This is a genomic window from Mycoplasma razini (assembly GCF_048076865.1).
Lineage (GTDB): Bacteria > Bacillota_I > Bacilli_A > Mycoplasmatales > Metamycoplasmataceae > Mycoplasmopsis.
In genome coordinates this window covers 164,690-189,314 of the sequence record NZ_CP182212.1, presented here as the reverse complement: position 1 = coordinate 189,314, position 24,625 = coordinate 164,690, and the positions used below count along the sequence as shown (strand labels likewise).

The following is a 24,625-nucleotide window of genomic DNA, read 5'->3' as shown; positions in this document are numbered from 1 at the left end:
TTTTGATGTCGTTGTTATATTAATATCTTTACTATTCAGTTTTCAAAGAACATAGAGAGAAAGTTCTCTCAAAACTAGATATATCCCATGACAAAATTATTTGTTTTATAAAAAGGTAATTAAAGTAACAATAAATTGTTATTATGTGTACTCCGTAGAAAGGAGGTAATCCATCCCCACGTTCTCGTAGGGATACCTTGTTACGACTTCACCCCAGTCACCAGTCCTGCCTTAGGCAGTTGTCTCCGTAGTTGACTAAACCGACTTCGGGCATTACCAGCTCCCATGGTGTGACGGGCGGTGTGTACAAGACCCGAGAACGTATTCACCGTAGCGTAGCTGATCTACGATTACTAGCGATTCCGACTTCATGTAGTCGAGTTGCAGACTACAATCCGAACTGAGAAAGGTTTTTGAGATTTGCTCCATGTCGCCATATTGCTTCTCTTTGTACCTTCCATTGTAGCACGTGTGTTGCCCCACTCGTAAGAGGCATGATGATTTGACGTCGTCCCCACCTTCCTCCCAGTTACCCGGGCAGTCTCCTTAGGATATTTAACTAAGGATAAGGGTTGCGCTCGTTGCAGGACTTAACCGAACATCTCACGACACGAGCTGACGACAACCATGCACCATCTGTCATTCTGTTAACCTCCACTATATCTCTATAGCTTTGCAGAAGATGTCAAGAGTGGGTAAGGTTCTACGCGTATCTTCAAATTAAACCACATGCTCCACCGCTTGTGCGGATCCCCGTCAATTCCTTTAAGTTTCACTCTTGCGAGCATACTACTCAGGCGGATGATTTAATGCGTTAGCTGCGCCGATGGTTCCCATCAGCTAATCATCATCGTTTACGGCGTGGACTACCAGGGTATCTAATCCTGTTTGCTCCCACGCTTTCGTCTCTCAGTGTCAATATGTGCCCAGTTAACTGCCTTCGCCAAGTTGATGTTCTTCCTTATATCTACGCATTTCACCGCTTCACAAGGAATTCCGTTAACCTCTACACAATTCTAGTTAGCCAGTATCCAACGCGATTTGGGGTTGAGCCCCAAGTTTTGACGCCAGACTTAACTAACAACCTACAGACGCTTTACGCCCAATAATTCCGGATAACGCTTGCAACCTATGTATTACCGCGGCTGCTGGCACATAGTTAGCCGTTGCTTTCTGATTTAGTACTGTCAAGATAATAGCATTTCCTCTATTATTTTTTCATCCTAAATAACAGCAGTTTACAACCCGAAGGCCTTCATCCTGCACGCTGTGTCGCTCCATCAGGCTTTCGCCCATTGTGGAAAATTCCCTACTGCTGCCTCCCGTAGGAGTCTGGGCCGTATCTCAGTCCCAGTGTGACGGATCAGTCTCTCAACCCCGTTAAACATCATAGCCTTGGTAAGCCATTACCTTACCAACTAGCTAATGTTCCGCACCCCGATCTTCTAGTGGAGCTTTAGAGGCTCCTTTTATATAAAAAACATGCGTTTCTTATAAGTATCCGGTATTAGCGCTAATTTCTCAGCGTTATCCCAATCTAGAAGGTACGTTAAGTACGTGTTACTCACCCATTCGCCGCTAAGTTCCGAAGAACTCCGCTCGACATGCATGTATTAGGCACACAGCCAGCGTTCATCCTGAGCCAGGATCAAACTCTCGAAAAAATTGACTGTCATGTACATTGTATATATCTAGTTTTCAAAGAACTTTATGCATTTGTTATTCGTCATAACAAGCGATAATATTATAACACCAAAATATTTTTTTATCAACAATTTTTTTATTTATTTTTTTAAATATTTGACAAGCTAGAGAAGCTGTCGTTGGTGAAATATTGATTAAATAATACCACTATATTATTACATTCCAAATAAAAAAATAAAAAATAGCTGATGAACAGCTATATATTATTATTTAGATGCTTCAGGCTTTTTAAAACCACTAATACTTTGTCTAATTTCATTTGATGTAGCATCGTTTTTTAAGTCTTTTATTGTAAATTTAACAGATACAGTATCTAATAAATAGTGTTCTGGTTCTACTGAAATAATTGTTACTTGAAATTCATCCTTATTATATCCAGTAACTTGGATGTTTTGAACAGTAACATCTTTAGCTAAAACATCAGCTTTATTACCATTATATGTAAAAGTTAATTTATTTAATAATGATATAAATGGTTTAGCATCAGCACTTTGTGTTTCAGTTTCTGTATTTCCACAAGCAACAGCAGAAAGAACTGGGATAGATAATGTAGCTACTCCTAGTAATGAGCTAAATATTGTTTTGATCTTTTTCATGTAATCAATATTACATTATTTATGTAAAAAATTGAATAATTAGCAAAAATATAAAATGTGGAAATTCTTTTTTTCACATTTTTAGATTTTTTAAGATTTATTTAAATCTTATGGAATTACAATGTATAATAACATAAAAATTAAAGAGCATGTTATAGGCTTTTTTTATTAAATATTATATGGAGGAACACAAATGAAAAAGAACACACACTTAATTATTTTAATCAATGGTAAAAGAAGAAGTGGTAAAGGTCTTTTAAGTACAGAACTTTCAAATAAATTAAAAGATCAATTTAATGATAATATCCACATTTTATCATTTGCACAACCAATTAAGCAAATTACACAGCCAATCTTAGATGAAATTCACTGAGATGGTATTGATAAAGAAATCGTAAGACCATTATGAATTGCTATGGGTGAAGTGGGAAGAAGAATTGACTCAAACGTTTGATGTGCAAAAGTTTTTGACAAAATTAGAGAGACAATGGAAAAATCATCTCAAGAAAACCTAAATAGTTTATTCATTATTGATGATCTTAGATTCCCTAATGAATTAGATTACTTCAAAGGTAACAAAGCATCACTTGAAAAAAATGTTAAAGAAGGTGATGAAGTTAAAGTTTTAGCAATCAGAATTGAAAAATTCATGGATGCAACTAAATTCGTACCAGGGGTAGATGATAACTCAACTGAAACAAGTTTTGATAAATTAGTAAATATTTGTTTTGATGAGATTGTTCCTCAAAATACTTTAATTGATTTAGAATGATATCCTAAATTTGACAACGTAAAAGTTATTGCAGATGTTATTATTCGTAATCATATTAATAAATAGTCTTAATGACTATTTTATTTTTGCCTTATGTTAAAATTAAAATATGCCTAGAAAATTTTTTAACAAAACTGATTACTTTATTGATTATGATAAACAAGTTTTAATCTTAAGCGATCACTTATATGCAAAGTTGCATTCCAATGGACAATTTGACAAATATAAAAAAATGGGTGGTAGTTCAATTGCAGATATTTTAATTAAAGATGCTTTTAAAAATGAATTTAGTGCCTTTTGTCATATTACTCGTCTAAAATTGCCAGTTTTAACTCAAAAATATGTACATGCTGGAGTAGTACTTGAACCTCGTATTTTTGATTACTTGCGTAGTAAAATGCCAAATGTGGCAATTGAAAACTATGAAGCAGCAGCTTATAATTATGACTTTTTTGCCTCTGATCCAATTATTGGTGGGGTTCCTGATGGTTATTTACCAATTAAAAACATGATTTTAGAAATTAAAACAGCAGGTGAAAAGAAAAAAGAGCTATGAGCAAAAGAAGGAGTTGATCCTGCTTATCGTAAGCAAGCACAACTATATTCTTATTTAAAAGGTGCGGATTCTTACTCAATTGTTGCTTTATTTTTACGTCCAGAAGATTATGAACATCCAGAAAATATTGATCTTAGTCAACGTAGTTTACAAACTTATGCATTTAAATTAAACAAGCAAGATGCTCTAGATGATATAGCTAAAATTAAAAATTGATATAACTTTTATACTAATACTAAAATTTCCCCACGTTTTGATCTCTCAATTAATGCAGATCAATTAGAATACTTAGAGTGCGAAAATTTTGCTCAATGAGAAGCTTTACTTGAAAAATGAAAAGCTCAAGGAAAAGCTGACCCTGATATTAAAGCATAAAAAAATCCAGGTCTAACTAAATGTTAGGCTGGATTTTTTTCTTATACGTTTGCGTTAGTTGCTGTTTTCTTAGCAATATCAATTATGTGATCAACATTATATGTTGTGTTTTGAGTTAATGCATCTTTCCCTAATGGAGCATTGAATAATTGGTATAATTCAGCCTTAGGTTTTGGTGCATAATATTGTCTATCAATAGTAAATAAAATTCATGTTAAAAATGTTCTTTGGGCTGTTGGCAAGTTAGGAACAATCATTAATGAACCTGAACCATCACTTGATTTAACAAATAGATTATCTAAAATTTTTTGACGTAAATCTTTGTATTTGTATTTTAAATCTTTATATGGATCCTTTTCATTAATTGGTTCTAAATCTTTTTTAATAAAGCCAGTCACTAGATTTTTATCTGATTGTTTCTTTTTATATTGAAGTTGTAGATATTTTATATCTCTTGCACTTTCTGGCGGTGTAGGATTACTATCTACAGTTGAATCCTTTGGTGTTTGGAAAATACTTCTTGAGATTGATGGAAATCCTTTATTAATATCATATACACTTGTAGCAGTAATTTCAGGATTACTTTTTGCTGTTAACTTAAATTTAACTTTTAATCCAAGTTTTGCAAATGTAAAAGGATCAAGTTTAAATTGTGGTTGTAGTGCATATTCTACAGTTGCTTCAGGTGTATTTTCTCCAGTTACCACATCTTCTAAAATAGCAAATGTAAAGTTTTTTTCATCATAATTACTTGCAATGATATTTTCGCGTCCCACTTGTGAAGGTAATAATTTAGTATCATTAACTGATAATTTAATGTCTTTAATATTTGCAGCAAGTGATGTTTTTAATTCTTCATTTGCTAATGTAGTTTCATCATTTTTAAATCCTGTAATATCAACTGTAACAGTTTGTTGTGTTGCGCTTTTCTTTGATGAAACTAATAAAGTAACTTCTAAAGTTGTGTTAATAGCTTTTGGTCTAAGGCTTTCGACAGCTACATTAAATAAATCTTTGTGAGCAGCTTGTTCAGGAATAGTAATTGTAACTTGATTCTTTTCTACATCTTTTGCAAAAATATTTTCTTTATTTGCTACATCTAGGGTGATACTTCTAGCAAAATCATTAATGTATTTATTTGATATTAAAGTATTTACATCTTCAATCGCAATATTAAATCCTGACAAGTTTTGAAATTTTCTTGTAAATGAGATTACTTGATTGTTTTCTTTACTATAAATTTGAATAGTTAAGTCTAAATCATAAGCTGTAGCTTCTTCATTTAATTTCTTTTCAGCTTTAACTACCGTTATACCATATTTAGTTTCATCAAAATTAGTTCCAGGAATTGAAACTAATTTTGCAAGTTCTGCTTTATCCATTGTAGCTAATTGATCAGCAGTATATTGAGATTTGTTTTTGATATCTAAGTTATTAATAGCATTGATAGTTTTATTTAATTCTGTTTTTAATGTTTCGTTATTTGTAGTATCAGGTTCTGGTTTTGGATTATTTTGAGTTTGATTACCAGAATCCTGATCTTCAGGTTTTTGGCAGCTAATAGCAATAGCTGGAGCTGCTGCTAATGTTAAACCACTAATGGTTAACAATATTCCTTTTAATTTCATAATATACTTCCTTTATATTTTATTTATAAATTCCTTTACGTCACTCATCAAGCTCTTCTGGTGTAGCTAAAATGTAGTGATCATTATTAATTTTAATTCATTGTGGTTGGTATAAAGATGTGTAGCCATGGATTGCAGGATTATAACTGTAACCAATTAAGCTACCTTTTTCACCTTCAATTGAAGGCACTGCATCTAATAATGATTTAGTATAAGGGTGTAATGAATGATTCATGATTTCATCAGTTGTTCCGATTTCAAGTAATCTTCCTTTATTCATAACTGCAATTCTGTCTGAAATATATTCAACCATACGTAAGTCATGGGCGATAAAAAGAATTGTTAAGTTATATTTTTCCTTAAGTTCATTAAAGATGTTAACAACTTGTGCTTGGATAGAAACATCTAAGGCTGAAATAGGTTCGTCAGCTATTAAAAGCGAAGGACGTAATACCACAGCACGTGAAATACCAATCCGTTGTTGTTGTCCTCCTGAAAATTCAAGTGGATAACGTTTAAGAACTGAATCATCTAGTCCAACTGATTTTAAAATATCACGAACTAGGATTCTTTTACATTCAACTTCTGTTAATTTATTTAATTCTTCACGATGTGCTTTAGCTTGAGCTAAATATTCACTCGCTGCTTGTAATTCTGAATAGTTAGCTAAATCATTAGCTAATTTGTTATATAAAGCTTCAAAAGCTACGTTTTCATTTAAAGCTATGTCAGCATCTAATTGCTTTTTGTACTCACCATAAAATTGTGGATAGCTTTTTTCTGGTAGCCACTTTGTATATAATTCTTTTTCAACATCTTGATCAATGTTAAATAAGTAAATTTCTTTAGCATTCTTAATGTTGGTTAATCCTTCAGAAACTACTGATTCCACATTAATGTGTGGGTTTAATGAGTTAGCAGGGTCTTGGAAAATCATTTGAACTTTATTAACCATAAAGTTTTCGATTTCTTTATATTCTTTCAGTTTTTTACCAAACTTAAAGCCTCTTGCCATTTTTTTAGGAACCACTTTGTCAAAAATTTTAATTTCACCAAAGCTATGTGGAGTTAGGCCTATAATTGCTCTTCCAATTGTACTTTTACCTGAACCAGATTCACCAACAAGTCCTAAAACTTCTCCACGGTAAATATTCATATTCATATCAGTAACTGCACGGAATTCTTTTGAACCTGAACCATAAGTTATATCAACATTTCTTAAAGTTGCTAATAAGGTTTTACCTTCTGGCACTTCAAGCATCCCTTCAACACCAGGAGTGTTGAAACGAATGTGTTTTTGTTTAAAGAAAAGGAATTTTCTTTTGGTTTCATAATAAGGTTTTTGTGACATATTATTTAGACTTAGCTAAAAACTCCTTTCATAATTTTTGAATGTGTTTTGGTGGTTGATATTCAGGCGCACGATCATCTAGAAGTGCTGATTTAACTCTATGTGTTTCAGATAAATAGTAGAATTTAGGTTCTTCAACAAAATCAATACCTAAAGCATAGTCATTTCTAACTGCAAAGGCATCACCAACGATATTGTTTAAGTTAGATGGAACAGACCCACGAATTGTAGCTAAACGATCTCCTCTGTTAACATCAGGCATACTTAGAATTAATCCTCAAGTATATGGGTGTTGAGGGTATTGTAAAATTTCTTTTGCAGTACCTTCTTCAATAATTTGTCCAGCATACATAATTGAAATGAAATCACTAATTGAGGCAACTACTCCAAGGTCGTGAGTAATAAAGACAATTGAAAGATTCAATTTCTTTTGTAAGTCTTGAATAACATCTAATACTAAAGCTTGAACAGTAGGATCAAGAGCAGTAGTAGGCTCATCCATAACTAAGATTTTAGGTTCTAGAGCAACAATAGCTGCAATAACTACCCGTTGGATCATTCCCCCTGACATTTCATGAGGATAAAGTTTCATAACCCCTTCAGGGTCTGAAATTTTAGTTAATTTTAAGAATTCTACAGCTCTTTGGTAGGCTTCTTTTTTGTTTTTGACAACTTTATTAATCAACATACCTTCCATGATTTGTTTTCCAACTTTCATAGTAGGGTTTAAAGTTGACATTGGGTTTTGGAAGACAGCTGAGACTACTCTTCCACGATAATGAGATTTTTCTCAATCTTTAAAAGTGAATTTTTCTACATTATTATTATATAGTTTAACTTCACCACTATCAATTACAGCATTATCTCCTGTTAACCCATAAAGTAATGAAGTGATTACTGATTTTCCAGATCCAGATTCACCAATAATTGCATGAACTTTTCCTTCATAAATTTGAATTGAAGGTCCTCTTAAAACTTTATTCTTTTCTCCAGGTCTAGAAGGGTTGGTAAATGATAATTGTACATCATTGATTTCAGCAGCAATCTTAACTTTTTCGCCATTTGGTAAAACTTTATATTGCACATTTTTTTCGAATTCTTCTCAATCAAATAAATTGTTTTTTGATGAGAAGAATGAAAATTTATTAGCTCAGTATACTGTAAACTTACGTCACAACTTATGTCCTAGTGTTTGCTTGCTAGCTTTAGCACGTGCTTGAGCAATTTCTTGTTCACGTTTAGCTATATTTTTTTGATCTTGTGATAAGTGTTCTGATTTCATAATTTCCTATCTTTGTCTTCTTAATGAGTCTTGCACAGAAGCACCAATAAGTTGCACACTAGTTGTAATTAAAATTAAGAATGTAGCAGGCACGAAGACATATCTTACGTAATCTGGGAATAATTTTTGTCCATCTGAAATTAAGTTACCAAGTGTAGGCACATCTTCAATTGCAAGTCCGATGAAAGCAAGTGATGTTTCAGATAAAACAACCCCAGGAATTGTGAAGACAAGTTGTGTAATTAAAATAGGTAAGATTACAGGGATATAGTTTTTAAGTATTTTTCAAGTAGGAGTTCCTAAAATTTTAGAAGCTGATACTCATTCGAAGTATTTAGCACGTTTTACTTGCGCTCTGATTTGGTTAGCCATTCCTGTTCATGAAGTTAATGAAAGTGAAAAGACAATAACTCAGAAACTAGGTGAAATAATAATGGTCATTAAAATCAAGATAATAATTGTAGGCACAATTGAAATAACTTTAATGATAAAAGTCATAATTTTGTCAAACATTTCAAATTGTCCCATCATAATTCCGATTGTTAAACCGATTACGACTTCAATTGCAGTTACCACAAAGGCAAGTGCTATTGAATAACGTAATCCTCATCATAACCTAGCTCAATAATCTCTCCCGACATCATCAGTTCCAAAGAAGTGATAAATGTTGTCTGAATCATATGAGTTAAAAGTTAAGGATTTGGCAGAAATGTTAGTTGTAGTTGGATCTTGAGTTGTAAATGGAATAATGATTGCAAGTAAAACTAATGTTACTAAAGTTACTAATCCAAAAACTCCAGCAAATGAACGTGAGAATCTATTAATAAATTCTTTAAATGCTTTAGTTTCTGAACCCATGTGCATGTCTGATTGGTAATCCATGATTTTACCAACCAATTTTCAACTTTGGTAGTTAAATGGTTGTGTGATTGGGTTAGGAGCGGATAAATCTTGCATGTTTGCTTCGTTTTGGTTTCCTAATGAAGCACGAGCTTTAATGTTATTAGCTCATTTATCGAAGAAAGCTTTAACTTTTGAAGGCTGTTTTGCCTGTTGATTGTGTTCGTTTTCTTGGTTCATTCTAAGCTCCTCTTCTTCTGATTCTTGGATCAATTGCTTCATATAAGATATCACGGAAAGCATATGAAAGCACTGTTAATAAAGCAAACATTACGATTAAGAATAAGATAACATTATAGTCTTTAGTTTGAATTGCTTGTAATAAGGTGTCCCCAGACCCTGGAATAAGGAAGATTTGTTCAATAAAGATACTTCCAATAAATGATCCAAAGATAACTGCTGGGAAGAAAGTTGCAATTGGGAATAATGCTGGTTTTAAAGCATGCATTCAGACAAATCTATTTTTTGATACACCTTTTAAGTAAGCAAACTTAGCATGCACTGAATTTAACTCTCTGTTTAATTCTGTACGGATGTATTTGATATAAACAATGATACTTCCAAGTGATAAGGCTAATCCTGGTAAGATGAAAGTAATAAAGTTAGTATGATCGAATACATAAGGCATTCCAACAGCACGTCCTAAAAAGACTAGCACTAAGGCGAAAATGATTGAAGGCACTGATGAGAAAATACTTACTATGATAGTTGAAATATTATCAACTCATCCACCTGGATTTTTACCAATTCAAATTCCAAGTGGAATTCCGATTCCGACAGTTAGAACAACTGAGAAAATTCCAACTAAGAATGATTTATAAAATCTATCTCAAATAAAGGAGTTAATTTCTTGTCCAGGGAATAATGAAAGTGAAATTCCAAAGTTTCCTGTAAATAAGCCTTTTAGATAATTAAAGTATCTTTGAATTAAAGGTAAATTTAATCCGTATTTTTCCTCTACAGCTTTTCTAGAAGCTTCATCTAGCCCTTGAGTTAAGGGGTTTTCACCTGGAACTGAGTTAATAAGGAAGAAAGTGATTGAGATAACAATAAGTCCGATAATAAAGAATTCAAGAATAATTTTAAATACTCTTCAAAAGGTTCTTAAGAATGGTGAATCAATTGAAAGTATTTTTTGCATTAAAGTAAGATCATTAGTTCTTTTACTTTTGAAAGCCACTTTGGCATCATCAAGTAAATAAGTTTCGTTATTATATTTAACTTTCTGCATTATTATCCTTCCCTTGTTGTTGGTAGACCATTTCTTGGAGGTCTAGTCATATCGTAAGCATATTGTAGTGAGAATCTAAATAAAGAATCTACTCCACCAACTTTTGTAACTTCTCAGTTGGTGTCAACTTCCATTAGAGGCACTACAATTGCAGCATCTCTAATTACTTTTTCAAGTGAACCAATAAATTGGTATACAACACTTTGTTCTCAGTTTTCAGCTATTTCTTCATCAGAGAAGTTTCCTGTGAAGAATGAAGATAATCTAGAAGTGTAATCAAATGTTGATTCTTCGAATTTTGGTAAAGCTAGTTGAATAAATTTATCTCAGAATTTAGGTGCAATTCTTTTTGATGTACCTTCATCACCTGTTTCAAAAATATTATCTTGGTTAAACTCAAGTCTTTCTTGAGTTGCATTAGTTAAGTCTGATATTTGTTTTACAGTCATGAATGTAGGTAAGAACAAGTTGAAAGCTGAGTGTAATCTAGCTTTTCTAATGTTATTTTTATGTGCCTTTTGTTGTAAAGTATCTTCAGCATTTGGAGCTAATAATAAGTACTCTAATAAGTTCTTAATGTATTGTTTTGAATATCTATTTTGAATTGTTGCATTTGCTTGAGCAACTTGTTTAGTGATTTTATCTAAGTAAGCATCACTAAAGGCCAAAATCTTAGATGTTTCTTTACTATTAAGTGCTTGGTTAAAGGCATCAGTTAAAGTTGCATCAGCATTAATTACATTTTGAATTGCATCAATATCACTTTGTAATAGACTTAAACGTGAAACTTGAGGATCTTGTTTTCTTAATTGTTCCAGAATTAAGTCAGCTAAGTAATCTGCATATGTAAATGATCCAACTGGGTTTTCTTTAAAGGCAATGGTTTTTTGGTTAATTGTATCAATTTCATCTTTCTTAAAGAAAGCCATTACATAATCTTGTGCCCCGTTACCACCAATTCTGTCATAGTTTTGGTAAATAATGTCGTATTCACCTTTTTCAATAAAGCTGGCAAAGATGTTTTCAGGTAAGCTTTTAAGTTCAATATTAATAAAGCCACCAAATGCTTTATTCATTGCTTCTTTTAGATATGATCCAGCTTTCTTTTGTTCATCTTGTCCATTGTTTAAGAAACGTAAAGTAATTTGTTTTACTTCAGGGTGTGCTTGTTTGAAACGATTAATATAGAATTCAGCAGTTGGAACATCGTATGCTAAATCTCTACGTTTAGTCTTTTCAAAGTTAAATCCTTTAGCCATGTGCACTACATATTCATAGTTTTGAAGTGGGAATTCTTTGTCATTTTTAGCTTTCGCTTTCATACCTTCAAAAAACATTTCAAGGTTTTTACCATCAAATGTCTTGTATTGCCCATAAGCTGTTCAAGTATTAACTGGGAATGAGAAATCTCAACCCACGAATTTTAATGCGTCATCACGGTTAATTGCGTAATAAATAGCATTTCTGATATCTTGGTTTTGTAAGTAACTATCTCCATTTGTTTCTTGATCTAAGTTGAAACCAAATGCGATTGTTCCATAACCTTGGTTTTTGTTTAAGTAGTTTTTGATGTTTTCATCAGCTCAGTAAGCTGTCATCTTAGATGCTGGAATGTAAGTTTGTGAAATATAACCATCTTCAAAGAATAAAGCATTAGTATTTTTATTTGTTGAGAATAAAATCTTGATTTTATTTGAAATTGTGTTTTCAGCATCATAATATTCTTTATTTTTAACTAAATTAATGTAACCATTTGGCCCAAGTAAAATCCCATCAGTCCCTTTTGGAATTACAAAAGGTCCTGTAGTTAAGAATTTATCTGGTTCTGATCCATACTTATCAATTCCACCTGCTTCTGTTTCGATGTACTTACGATTAATTGGGTATAAGTTATATAAGATAGTAAATAGTAAGTATGATAAATCAGGTGTATGGTTTTCATCAAAAATTAAGTTAAATGAGTTTTCATCTTTTGATAATGATTTAATGTCACCTTCTAAACCTTTTGAATCTAGAGAAAAGGTTTGATATGGATTAACATAAGGGTTTTTTACTATTGTGATAGTTTTTTCTTTTTCATTCTCATTATCTTTAAATTTAAACTCTTGGATTTCTTTATCTAAGCTAAAGTTTTCATTGTATTTTAAATTATCAGCAATGAAACTATTATCAAAGTCTAAAAAGAGTTGACCAGTGTAAAAACCAAATTCATGAGCAGCTTGTTTAATTGCTGCCACCTCTTTAGCATCGATAGCTTGTCCATTTTTATCAAATGTTTGTGCTTGGTAAACTAATGCATTAGGATCTTGCACATATCTTTTTAAGACCTGATTTCAAACATAAGGACGACGTCCAAATGGATTTTTGTAAGTCTTATTGAATTTAGCTAAGTAATCCTTTTGAGCATCAATAAACTTATCAGCTGCACGGAAACCATATTTTTTAATGGTATCTAATTTTTGTGACCCTGTATTAAGGTCTAAAACATATTCAAAGTAGTCTCTTATATCTTGCGCTGAAACATAATCACCATTTGATCATCTGTTTTTCTTAGCATTCACAAAACCTGTAATAGCCATATAGTTGTTATTGTTTCTAGGGTTTTTAAAAGCAAAGATTGTTGATTTATTTTTTAATTCTGTACCAACAGCTGAATCATTAGCTAATCCACCTACAGTATTAAATTGATCAATTGAGTAATATGAGCTAGTAATTCCTCTAGTTCCATTGTCTTGAATTAAAGTACTTGCATTATCTTGAATATATTTTTCAAAGTTAGCTGAGCTTTTGTCTTTAGGATTGTCCATTACAACGAAGTTATAACTTCTTTTAGAAGGTAAAACTCTCTTTAAGTTAGTTGAAGGACCAGTTTTTAGGAAACTATCCACAAGTGATGGAAGGATTTTATCCATTGATTTATATTTAACATAGTTTAAGTTGTTAATTGGTTCAGTCGCTAAACCTAAATCATAATCAACTTTTATTGATTGTGTCTTAGAATGACTGTTTCCATCACCTTTATTTAGTGTATTTAATTTATTATCAGTATCTTCAGTGTTATTGTAACCACATGCAACACTTGTAGCAATCAATCCCAAAGGAGCGGATGCTAACAGCAGATATTTTGATATTTTTTTGATGTTTTTAGTCATCACTCTCCTTTCTAGTGTGTAATGTTGAATTGGTAATCAATGCTAATGATTGATTTTCCTGTTTTTTCCTCTACTTCTACACCATTTTTATTTACTGTTACAACTTCAGGAATAACTTTAATTGGTGATTGTTGTGAGGCTTTAGCATTTTCAGAAATAGCATCTACATTTCCAAGTTCTACATCTTGAATTGCTTCTTTATTTGCGTTTGCAAATTCAATGTAGTATCTGTGTTTTGGTTTAAGTAGTGCATCTCTATATTTAGCCATTAATGCATAGTCTGTTAATCATGATGTGTAACCATAATCTTCAATTGTTTTCTTAGTTGTTACATCACCTTGTTTTTCTAATCAGAATATGTTGTTTGTTTTATTTGTATTTATTTTTAAGAATTTCTCTTCTTTAGTATCAACATCTGTAAACTTAATATATTTAGCTTGAGCAGCTAGATCAGTTTTGATGTATCCATACATTGCAAGAGCGTCTAGTTCTTTATTTCTAAAAATACCTGAAATGCTTCTTTTTGAAACTCCATAGTTTAATAATTGTGAGATGAAGAAGGCTTCTGGACGTTTAGTAATTTTATTTCCATTAAAGTCTTTTAATCTAATGTTTTGATCAACAATAGGGTTTCTATCGGTATCATATAATTCCATTCCAATAGTTTCTTTTTCAAATCTGTCTTTAAAGAACCCATTACTGTTTGAAATGAATCTTCCAAAATAGTTAGATGCAAGGAATGAATCTGCATTAAAGAAATCTTTATCACTAATTTCATCAAAAATAGGTGACTTAATTTCAATGTTGTGTTTAATCTTGTTCTCAGTTGCTTTTAAGTAAGCAGCTTGTTTACTGTGTAAATAGTTAGAATAAATTTTATATTCAGTAGTGTTTGGTTGATATTTAGCTAATTGAGCAATAGCATCTTCATATTCAGCTTTTAATTTTGCAATTTCTTTATTAAAGGCAATTTGTGAATCAATTGTTTGAGCAATATATTTAGTTCATCTTGTGCCTTCTAAAGTAGCTTTAAGCCCCTTAGCAATACCTTTAATATCATTACGTTTATCATTTAAGTAATTTAATTTAGTTCCATCAACAATGTAATCAAGACCAGTAATAGCTTCATTTAAGCCTGAAAGATAATCTGGTGTGTTTCCAAAGTCTTCAGTATCTGGAGAGTAAACTGTTTGCACATAATCTCTAGTTAAAGTTTCAGCAATACTATAAATATAGTCGGTAAACTTATCGTTTAATAATGGTTCAACTCTAGTGTCATTATAGTTAATTACATCACTTGAAGGTTCCCCTGATGTAAAGCCACCTCATGAAACATTAAATAATGTAGCATCTTTAGGATCAAGTAAACCACGATCTTTTCAAATTAATGTATTTCCAACTAAATTTAAGAAATCTGAAAGGCTGAAGTATTTAGCTTGAGCTTCTAGTTTGTGTTCTTTAAGTAGGTTTTGTAAGAAGTCTTGTAATTTCTTAGCATCGAAAACTAGAAGTGGATTTTCTACAGCTTTAGTTGTATCTTCCATGTAGTATTTATTAAATACAGGATCTAAAATTGTGATTCCATATAATTTTGAAAATACTGCACGATTAGCTACTAAATCTGTTGCTGGTGAGAAGTCAACTACAGAAAGCACTAAGTTAGAGTGTCTAAATCTGTACATTGCATAGTTAGCTAAAGCTTGTTTTTTATCTGCATCATTTGCAGCTTGTTTAATTAAGTTGACCAATGGTGCTGCTTCTTTAGTAGTATCGCTTGCTGCTAAAATTTCAATTTGAGTTAAGTTAAATTTAGATTGTACATAAGCTAAATCTCAATTGTAACTTTCGCTAGCAGGTACATAAGTTGCTTTGGCATAGTTAATTGAAGCAAAAGTTAATAATTCATGGAATGAATCTGCACGATAGCTTTGTGCTGATTCAGAGCTTCCAGGTAATGAAACATTAGCAGAGTGGATGTTATTTGACCCTTTGTTAATTGCTTTTAATAAAGCACGATCAGAAGCATTAATTCCGTCAGAGAATGGGTTAATTACCATGCCACGCACTTGGTCACCAAATTTATTTAATGGGTTTGATGCTAAATCTCTAACTTGAGAAGTTGCCATAATTACATCATTTTTATCGATGTATCCAAATAATGTATCACTCTTTCTAGTTGGATTATTATTAGTTCTTGGACTTCATCCACTACCTTCTAAGAAACTAAATAGGATATGACTAGATCATCTAGCTCTTGTATCGTTAGTTCCATAATCATGAGCTAATGAAGAAATTCTATTTGCAAATGAATCACGGTAGTTTGAAATTTCACCAAGGAAGAAATTACCACTCATGTAAGGGAAAACAAATTTGTCTACACTTAAGACAGTATCGTTTTGGTCTTTTCTAAACGCTAACACAGGTTCTAGACCACTATTTCTATAAATAGAAATTTTAACTGAATCACCATCTAAACCAGTAGCCATGTCAGCAATATATCTATTTAAGTCGTTAATTTCGTTTCTTAATCCAGCTCTTAAAGCAAGGTAAGTATTAGCCTTACGTACTTTACTGTCACCTTTAGCTACAGCATTAGCATTTGCTGAAGGCTCAATTTCAATTTTGTTTTCACGACCAACTAAGCTTTGTAACATTGTGTTAATGTTATTGTCTTGGTTAAATAATGAAGTTGTAAAGAATTCGAATTTTCCACCAATTCTAGTTGAGTTAGTATCTCACCCAGAATCAAACATGTCTCTGTTAATTGTGGCTCTAATTGAATCTTCAATAACGTGTTCTTGTGTATGTAAGTAACTTAAACTTTCTTCATCAAGTGGTACATTTAAAGGCACATTGATTACAGGAGTTTTGTCCTTTTTAAACATGTTAATTTTACGTATGATATTTGGATGTTTTTCATCAGCTTCATAAATTTTAATTGTGAAGTTATTATCATTAGTAAATGTAATGAAATTAGTTAAAGGATTTCCAGCTCCATCTTTCATTTGTGAAATAACTTCACGAGCTGTAATAGGCACTAATTTGTAGTTGTAATTTCCACTTGCTTTTTGAATTTTTTCAAATGCTTTAGCGATTCCTGAAATTCTTGGGTTTAAGGTACCTGAATCAGCATCAAATGAGTTAGCAATGAATAAATCACCTAATGCAACATGTCTTTCTTTAGCTGCTTTAACCATTCCGGCAAAGTCTTGTAAGAAACGACGTTTTTCATTTTTAAGCACATTGAAAATATCATCATTTGATTTTGGAGTTCCTCAAATGTCAGCTAAGGCTTCAGTTTCAAATTTAGTTACCTTTCCATTTTCGTCTAGAATTCCAAATCTGAAACGAATGAATTTACCATATTCAGTTGGTTGGTTATTTGCATTAACTCTAATTACTTCAATATTTGTTCTAGCTTCTAAGTAGTTAACTAAAGCTTCATATGAGTAGTATGAAGATTCGTTTGCTCCACCACGGGTTGAAAGTCCACCAACAATAATTGGGTTTTTGTCATTAATTCAAGCTTGTCCTTGATCTAATGTATAGTGGTGTCCATATTCGTGAGTTGCAACATATTTTAAGAAATCAGTTGGCACACCTTTAAAGTCCGGGATTAAAGCACCTAAAATTAGAGGTAATCCAATTCTATCCCCTGGTGTTAAACCACGGTATTCACCATCTTGAAGTTGATATTGGTAGACACCATTTTGATCAACTGTCTTAACAATGTGAGGTCCATTTAATTTTTGAAGTAAATGTGGATATTTAGCAGTTACTTTATCAATTAATCCTGCATAAGCTTCATTATAAACTTGATATTTTCTAGCTGCTAAACCAGAAATTGGGTTTCCTTCTTTATCCACTAAAGTTTTATCTTCAGGTGTATAGAACAATGTCACAGGACTAATTGTTCCAAGGTATCCTAAAGCATCTTTAAATTGTTCAAAACCTTCAGGTTGATAATTGTTTGCTTGAGAAGCTGAGAATGATAAGAATAAGTCTTTGTTAGCAGCTTCTTGATTTTGCAATGTTACATTTAAAGTATGCATTTTAACTTCTGGATTATGTTCAATATCCATTTTTGTAATTAAGTACTTTTGAACTAAAGCTTTTTGTTTTACATATGAAGCTTTTGATAGTTCAGGAACAGTATTGATTGCTTCTAGGAATGATGCAAAATATTGCATTGGTTCACCATTACGTGGTTTATAAACATAAATTGAATCATGTCCATCTGCATATGCATCAATATCATAAAAGTCCAAGAAGTTTCTAATTTTACTATTAGCCACTTGGACAAATAATTTGTAACTTTCATATGATCTTCCTTGGATAGTTGGGAAGTTTATTGAAGTTGTAAATTTATTATTAATTGTCTCTCTTTGTACTCTTTTTTCAGCATGTTGTCTTGGAGTATCAGCTGCTAAATCTTTAATCTTAGCTAATTCTTTATCAATAGTTTCTTGATCTTTTTCAGCAACATCTAAATATTTAAATGTAATGTTTAAATCTAAATCTTTTTCTAGTTCTTGAGGTTTGTCTTCGTTATTGTTATCAACTGCTGTTGTAGCTGAAATAATTTCAATTGGACGTAATTGGTCAAAACTTGCATTTGCTAATTCATCTGCATATTTTGCTTTTAATTCGTCAAATTGAGCTTTTGTCACATCAAAAGGTAAGTATAGAGTTTGATTTCTAATAATTTGGCCTTTATCATTTATAACTTGGTCAAAAAGAACCTTAAATTTTTCTTTATTAAGTTTACTTGTTATTAAAATTTCTTTATATGAGCTAAAGCTTGGTAAGACGCTAGCATTTTTGATTGCTGAAGCATATGGAATGCTTTTTAAGTAATCATCAAGCACATCTTTTGAAACTTCATTTTTAAAAGTTGAATAAGTTAAAGCATCTGGGGCATTTCCTCTTCCACCATTTAATGAGTGAATTGGTAATGAACCGAAGAAGGCATCTGGGAAGAATTTAATTTCACTAACTTCTTTATGTAATGTTGAGTGTGAACCAAGGGTTATCGCATTCCCATTTTGTTCAACTCCAGGCACAATTCTAAATGAGTCTAGAGTTAAAAGATCAGGTCCTCATGCAACATTCTTAATAAACCAGTTAGAAAATTCAATAAATTGTTCAGGATGCACAGCTAAAACATACTCATTGTAGAAACTAAATGAGCCATATTTTACTTCTAGGATAAATGCTTCATTGAACTTTTCAAAGTACGCATTGAAGAAATCTGTAAAGTTGTATTTCTTAGATGGTTCTTGAATAAATCAGTATTCTGAAGCATCAGCTGAAACACCTGCAACTTTATTTTTCTTTTGAGGATCTAAAATCGCTAATTCTGGTTTTAGATTTCCTTCCTCATCATAAATCTTTGCGTAGTCATTGTTAAATAGCATCTTATTAGCTGGAGATAGTGGTCCTAATTTTTCATCAGAATTTTCTGCATAGGCTACCATTGAACCTATAGCAATACCAGCACCAACTGATAAAGCTGCTAATGATAATAAAACTTTTGTTTTTAATGATCAATTTTTAATCATGTTCACATCCTTTTCTTTGATTTATTTCCATTTATCTTATATTAATATAATTAATATAAGTATTTTACCATAATTTACAAAATAGGGGTTAAGTTAATTTTTTGTTCATTTTGACTCAAAAATGATTTATATAATGGAGGAAAAAATGAACAAATGAAGTAAAAGATTTTTAATTACAGGGGGTATAACTCTTGCTACCTCTATTGCCATATTAGCCAGTGTTTTAGGCGTACAACATCAAAAAAAGGTTAATAACAATCAGCCAGATAACCTAATTGTGGAGAATGATAAAAAGTTACCAGTTGCTCCAATAAGTGAAGAATTAGATGATGTGACTTTTAAAGCAAATAAAATTCATATTCCAAAAAGTCCTACAAAAGCATTTGAAAATAGAGAGTTGCTTTATGTTGATTTAGAAGCTAGCACACCAGAAAAAATTACTTGAGTTAAAGATGCAAAAAAGACTTATAAAAATATAGAAATCAGTCAAACTAATAACTTTAAAGAATCTAAAAATAACTATGATGGTATGAAGGCTAAACTAGAAGAAATTACTAAAATAAATCAAAATAGGATTGTTTATGACAAACTTTTAGATGATATTAATTGATGAGAAAGATCATATAATGAATTAATAACTAAAGGAACAAATAATATAATCTGAGATAAAAAATATCTACAAAGTAGACTTATTAATTCAGATTTAAATAGTAAAAATCAATTAAAAGAGGAATTAGCTCGTTATATTATTAGCTTGCACCAATACTTAACTATTTTTGATAAAACATTTAATGCTGGTAATATTACAAATATACCAAGCATTAATATTGATGGTAAAACTATTAACTTGAAAAAATCAATCGCAGGTGTCTTAACCTATAAAACAGCTGTAAAAGAATTCTTAGATTATTTAAAATCCATTGTTATCACAAGCCACAATATTGAAGATGTAATTTGAGAAATAGATGACAAAATGCTGCACCTGAATACTATGTTAGCTGATGTTAAGTCAATCATACTAATGCATGCTATTTATTTAGAAACTATTGAAAGTAAAGAACTAACACAATTCTTTAATCCAGCATATGAAAATCACTTTTTATCAATATTACATAACTTTGGATTACAAGGCTTTATATTTGAACAAAAATTAATCCAAACTTTACAATATGATATAGATTTATATAACAAGAATTTAACTAATGAAAAATTTAATTCTGAAGCTTACTTGCATTTATTAAATGTTAAATATAAAAAATTTACAGACAATATTTTAGCATTAGCACCGGATCAAAAAGTTGGACAAGAAGCTTTATCAGTTTTTAATGAATTTAAGGAAAATCAAGCAAAAATAGATAAAATTGACCAAAAATACATTAAAAATAAAGTTATTGATCAAATTATCAATCTGAGATATTTCGCATCAACCATGAGTTCAAAAATTGAAAGTTTGGTTCAAGATGCTAAAGAACGTTATTATAAATTTGCCGGAAATGACTTTGCACAATTTTATAAATATATTAATGAAAATAATGATAAATATTATGAATATATCAAAGAATCAGTCCCAATCGAAAGTACATTAAAGTTACTCAAAAATAGAAGGCAAACAATTGATAAATACCTAGAAAACTTAATAGAACTTCGGGCAAATACAGCGCATTTAGCCAGTGAAGTGCCAAACATTTCTTTAAATTTAAATGCTAAAATCGACCAATATAAAGGCTATAGTTCAAGATTAAAATCAATGATTGATGAAAATGAAACAATCTTAAAAAATGTACCAAATAGTGATATTGATAGTCAAATTAGTTTTGATCAAACAAATATGGATGTATTAATGTTTGATGATGATGAGGGAGCAAATTTCCCAGCACATAGCAGAGATAAAAACATTGATGAAATTACAAAACTACTAAGAAAAATAGTTTCTTTAGATAATAATGCAATTCGAGAATTAGTGACTGATTGAAAAAGTACTTGTTCAGTTTCAGATACTGATGTAGATTATATTTTTCAAGCCTATGAATCAGGCCTAAAAAATTCACAAAGAGAATTTATTGAATTTTTAAAGAATGCATTTAATAATATCACCCAAAATATCGAAACTATAAATGCTGAAATTAAGACTCAAAAAGAAGCTAGTGAAAAATTAAAAAGTACTGGTTATGATGCTGAACGTTTAAAATTATCAAAAGAATTGGAACCTTTAGCTAAGGAATTGAAAAACGCAATTCAAAACATGCCTAAAACTATTAATTCAAAAAATATTGACCCTGCAACAGCTCAAAAATTAGTTGAAGGATACAAAATATTGCTTGAATTTACAGCTTTTAAACCAAATCAATATATCGAATCATACTGAGAATTAAATTCAGGATCAATATTAATTGATGAATTAAAAAATTACTTAAATGGCTTAGAAAATACTAAAAATCTAATTTCTGATCTAATGTATTCATTGATTAAGAAAATTTAAAATAAAAAATATCCCAGCCTTATTGGCTGAGGTATTTTTATTATTCAAAATTAGGTTGTTGAGATTTTATAAATTGTAATAAGTCTCTTACTGAATTAAAATCTGCTAATGTAATTAAAATTGTAGCTGGATTATGTGAGTCTTCACCTTCAGCAAAATCATAATTTGCTATTGGGTTTAATTCATTAATATATACTTTACCATCTAACTTAGCATTTCTTAACTGCGTATAGTATGCATCACGTGCAGTAGCTAACTTTTCTTTTAACGTATTTAAGTTGACAACTTGTTTTTCTACACCATATAAGTATGCAATATTTGCTTTATAATATGCTTTTTCTAATTCATCTAATTTTTTAGCCTCTGTAACTGGATCAAAATCATATTCTTCATCTGGTGTTGTGTCAGCTTTCACTCCAGTAACACTTCTAAAGAATTGGTTGCTTTGTTGGAGTCTCTTTAATTCTCCAGTTGTGATTTCATATGCATCACTATCTACTTGTTTGTATAAATCTGTAACAGAATATTTTGTAAAGAAATCTGAATTAGAAATAGCGCCTTGTCTCATTAAAATATAAATTTCATTTAATGGGATAATTAATGAATTTTCTTTATATTCTTTAGCTTTTTTAGTTTGTCTACGGATATTGCTTTGAGCTTGTTCTTTATCACTTAATGTATTGTCAATTGGAGAAGAAGTAATGTTTAGCTTATCTGCTTTGTCATATTCTTCTTCATTGTCATTATCTACATAAAATCTAAGCCCTAATTCAACTGCTTCATCCTTTAATTTAGCATATTTTGCAGCAATTTCTGAATCTGTGTCAGAATCTATAGAAACTAATTTTGTTTTAAATTGATCAACTTTTTCTAGTAAAGCATCTATTTGTTTGTTCATTTCATCATCACCAGCACCGAAGTAATATGGTGTTTGGCCTAATGACTCAACAACAATTTTTTTAGCTTTTAAATCTGCAACAAATTTATCGATGACAGCAATATTTTCTTTTGCTTGTGCTTTTATTTTTGCTACATCTGTTGCATCAAATTTCATAGCTTTAAAAGATTTAACTAAAGTTACATATTCATTAATAATTGATTCATACTCTTCAAGTTGTTTTTTTGCAGCTTCCATCTTTTTATTTGCTTTTGCTTCTTGCTCATCAAGCTTTAAGTATTTGTTTAATTCTTTATTATCAACTGTTAGATTTAAATTCTTAAAGTAATCTAACATTGTTTCGAAAGTTTTAGCTTCACTTTCAATTTTCTTGTATTTTAATAGTTTGTCGAAAGCAGATCTGATATCATCATCCCTTCCTGAATTTGCAGCTGATCTTAATCTATTTAAATGAATATATAAAGATTTGTATAATTTTGCACGAACAGTTTCTTCTTTTCCTTCTTCGGCTAATTCATTATATAAACGATTGTATTTAGAAATTGCTTCATTTGCTTTTTGCTGTGAAGATGTAATTTCATTTTTGATTTTAGACAATTCTTTTTCTGTTTCAACCTTATATGAAGCTAATTTGTATTTGAATTGGTTTAAGTAAGTAATAATTGCTTTCTTGCTAAATAAGTCTTGAATTAAGTTATATCTTTTTAAATCAACTACATCTTTACTAAATGATGCATAGTAATTTGCATATTTAATTGAAGATAAGTATAAGTAGTTTTCTTTGTAGAATTTATCATATAAAGGTGTAATAGTGTTAGCTACTTTTTCAATTTCTTTAAGAGCTTCTTTATCAACAATACTGTTTAATAATGGAAGTGCAGAAATTGTGTAGTTAACACCATATTTGCCTTGGAATTCATCAGCTGTTGAAGGGTTTTTGATATTTTTGTCAAATACTTCAACTTCTAGAAGCATATATTTAGCAATTTGTTCTTTTAATGTTTTAGATTCTGATTGAGCTTGTTGGTAAGTTCTTAAGATTTTGTCAACTTGATCAACATTATTTGTAAATCTAGCAACTTTTGCTTCTTTGTCTTGACCTTCAGTCATTTTCTTAGCTTGTTCTAATGAATCTTTTTGTGATTGTAATAATTTTTGTAAATCAGCAATTCTTCAGTTAAATAATTCATCCATAAAGTCTTGTTTAGGGAATGGTGATTCAAACTGAACTGATTGTTCAAAAATAATTCTTTGTGCATTGCTAAATGCCATAGCATCTCTTAAAGCATTATAAACACGAATTGAGTTAGCATATGATAATTCAATTGAATCCGCATCATTAATAGTTTGTTGAATTTGGGTTCTATAAAGTTCAAACATACGTTTGTTTTCTTCAGCATTATAAATTTCTGGGTTAAGGTTTTTAACGCTATCAATCATGAATAAGTTTAAACGACTAATCATTTTAATAGCATCAATTGCAGATGTACCTCTGGCAATTAATTTTTTGCTTAGTGTAGCAACTTTATCTTTAGCTGAGTCTAATAAAGCTTTTTGTGTGTTTAATTCTTGTGTTAATTCTTTAACTTTGTCAGATGAAACTAATGTGTTGCCACTTCCAGTTTGTCCATTTAAAATAACGTCAACATCAACACCTAATTTTTTAAGTTCTTTTGATAACTTATCAACTTTAGCTTGTAATGATACTACATCGCTTTTAGCTTGATCTAATTCATCTTGTGCACGTCCTAAAACCACTGTACTTAATGAAGTAATTTTATCGTTTAATTCTTTAACAAAGTCACGTAATGATTTAACATCAGCTTCAGTAATGCTTTTTTCATCTTTAGCATTTAATTCTGCTTTTAAAAGTTCTGCACGTCCTTTTAAATTTTTATATTCAGTTGGTGCAAGGACATTTAATGTGTTTAGTTTACCATCTAATGATGCTAATGTTGATGTTTTTTCAGCATTTAATTGTTGTTTTCTTTCTGTGCTCTCTGTGTCATTACATGATAATGCAGCCAAAGGAACTACAGCAAGTGTACTAGCACTTAAGGCTAGTAAAAGTGATTTGATTTTTCTCATAATTCTTCCTTATGTTTTATCTTAATATTCTTATATATATTATATAAAAGTA

12 protein-coding genes and 1 rRNA gene are annotated in these 24,625 nt (G+C 30.7%); 3 read left to right on the top strand and 10 right to left on the bottom strand.

From position 1 onward, the window contains the following. Positions 1-158 precede the first annotated feature (158 nt). Positions 159-1,664 (bottom strand): 16S ribosomal RNA (locus ACM0L0_RS00940). 246 nt (positions 1,665-1,910) lie between these two features. Next, a complete protein-coding gene (locus ACM0L0_RS00935; protein WP_416738693.1) occupies positions 1,911-2,300 on the bottom strand; it encodes a hypothetical protein in 390 nt (129 codons plus the stop codon). 193 nt (positions 2,301-2,493) lie between these two features. Between ACM0L0_RS00935 and ACM0L0_RS00930 the strand changes: the two genes are divergently transcribed. Both ACM0L0_RS00930 and ACM0L0_RS00925 read left to right on the top strand, forming a co-directional pair. Next, positions 2,494-3,138, top strand: coding sequence for a hypothetical protein (locus ACM0L0_RS00930; protein ID WP_416738692.1), 645 nt, complete (start codon positions 2,494-2,496; stop codon positions 3,136-3,138). A gap of 43 nt (positions 3,139-3,181) precedes the next feature. After that, a complete protein-coding gene (locus ACM0L0_RS00925; protein WP_416738691.1) occupies positions 3,182-4,003 on the top strand; it encodes an MAGa7180 family putative nuclease in 822 nt (273 codons plus the stop codon). 41 nt (positions 4,004-4,044) lie between these two features. On the opposite strand, the gene ACM0L0_RS00920 is transcribed toward ACM0L0_RS00925, so the two are convergent. The 7 genes from ACM0L0_RS00920 to ACM0L0_RS00890 are packed head-to-tail and all read right to left on the bottom strand — an operon-like array spanning position 4,045 to position 19,108. Beyond that, entirely contained in the window at positions 4,045-5,631 is a 1,587-nt protein-coding gene (locus ACM0L0_RS00920) for a hypothetical protein (RefSeq protein WP_416738690.1), read from the bottom strand. A gap of 19 nt (positions 5,632-5,650) precedes the next feature. Next, the gene (locus ACM0L0_RS00915; protein WP_416738689.1) at positions 5,651-6,982 is read right to left on the bottom strand and encodes an ABC transporter ATP-binding protein; all 1,332 of its coding nucleotides are present in this window, start codon (positions 6,980-6,982) and stop codon (positions 5,651-5,653) included. Position 6,983: 1 nt separating this feature from the next. Beyond that, complete coding sequence (locus ACM0L0_RS00910) at positions 6,984-8,264, bottom strand: ABC transporter ATP-binding protein (RefSeq protein WP_416738688.1); 1,281 nt, start codon at positions 8,262-8,264, stop codon at positions 6,984-6,986. A 6-nt stretch (positions 8,265-8,270) separates the two neighbouring features. Next, on the bottom strand, positions 8,271-9,344 hold the full coding sequence (locus ACM0L0_RS00905) for an ABC transporter permease (RefSeq protein ID WP_416738687.1): 1,074 nt from the start codon (positions 9,342-9,344) through the stop codon (positions 8,271-8,273). 1 nt (position 9,345) lies between these two features. After that, positions 9,346-10,395, bottom strand: coding sequence for an ABC transporter permease (locus ACM0L0_RS00900; protein ID WP_416738686.1), 1,050 nt, complete (start codon positions 10,393-10,395; stop codon positions 9,346-9,348). Positions 10,396-10,397: 2 nt separating this feature from the next. Further along, positions 10,398-13,547 carry an ABC transporter substrate-binding protein gene (locus ACM0L0_RS00895; protein ID WP_416738685.1) on the bottom strand — a complete coding sequence of 1,050 codons (3,150 nt, stop codon included), beginning with the start codon at positions 13,545-13,547 and terminating at the stop codon, positions 10,398-10,400. 11 nt (positions 13,548-13,558) lie between these two features. Continuing rightward, complete coding sequence (locus ACM0L0_RS00890) at positions 13,559-19,108, bottom strand: PDxFFG protein (RefSeq protein ID WP_416738684.1); 5,550 nt, start codon at positions 19,106-19,108, stop codon at positions 13,559-13,561. 145 nt (positions 19,109-19,253) lie between these two features. On the opposite strand from ACM0L0_RS00890, the gene ACM0L0_RS00885 reads away from it, so the two are divergent. Beyond that, positions 19,254-21,587 (top strand): hypothetical protein, encoded by a 2,334-nt coding sequence (locus tag ACM0L0_RS00885; protein ID WP_416738683.1) that lies wholly within the window; start codon positions 19,254-19,256, stop codon positions 21,585-21,587. Positions 21,588-21,627: 40 nt separating this feature from the next. Here the strand turns inward: ACM0L0_RS00885 and ACM0L0_RS00880 are convergent, their stop codons facing one another. After that, the gene (locus ACM0L0_RS00880) at positions 21,628-24,573 is read right to left on the bottom strand and encodes a hypothetical protein (protein ID WP_416738682.1); all 2,946 of its coding nucleotides are present in this window, start codon (positions 24,571-24,573) and stop codon (positions 21,628-21,630) included. Between the last annotated feature and the right edge of the window lie 52 nt (positions 24,574-24,625).